This window comes from Vibrio sp. 1069 (assembly GCF_033340555.1).
On the sequence record NZ_JAWOWP010000482.1, the window covers coordinates 1 to 650 of the forward strand.

The 650-nt window shown below is 47.8% G+C and carries 1 protein-coding gene and 1 pseudogene; both read right to left on the bottom strand.

The window, feature by feature from the left end:
- Positions 1-317, bottom strand: a pseudogene (locus tag R7040_RS27280) (sigma-54-dependent Fis family transcriptional regulator); the annotation flags it as partial.
- A partial coding sequence (locus R7040_RS27285) for an OmpA family protein (RefSeq protein ID WP_318097720.1) occupies positions 314-650 on the bottom strand: 337 nt, incomplete at its 5' end. The pseudogene R7040_RS27280 and the gene R7040_RS27285, both read right to left, overlap by 4 nt.

Below are 650 nucleotides of genomic sequence, written 5' to 3' on the forward strand. Positions count from 1 at the left end.
GCTTCAAACGGACGCAACAAGTAATCGGTCGCGCCCGACTTCATAGTCTCTGCCGCCAAAATGCCTTGTTCTTGATCCACAATCGCAATCACAACGCCAGCATTACGCTGCTTCTGGTGACACGCAACAAACTCACGTACGCACATATCCGGTAGCGTAGAGCTCACTAACGTGATGCTTGCGCGCTCTTCTAATAGTGCGCTTCGCCCTGTACGTGTGTGCTTTGCGGTGTAACCGGCATTCTTCAGCACATCCAGTACAGGTTGAGCAAGGTGTTCGTTCGGCTCAACCAACAAAATATTCGTTTTCGTCATCATTGAACCTTAACCTTCTTTTGTTGAGTCTGTTGTTGTACGTACATGGTGTTTTTTTCTATGGTGCGTTCGTTGTCTCTGACTAGGCGTAACGTCACACGTCGATTCTTTGCCTGACCAGCTGCTGTATTGTTATTTGCGACCGGATATCGGTCACCATGAGATCTGACTTCGATAATATTTGGGTTTACACCGTGAGCAATCAGTGCATCGGCCACTTGTTGAGCACGTAAACGCGATACCGAAAGGTTGGTAAGCCTTGGTCCAACATTGTCGGTATGGCCATCGATTAGTACTTTCGTCACTCGGTCATCAACAGAAAGATAGCTATAGAGC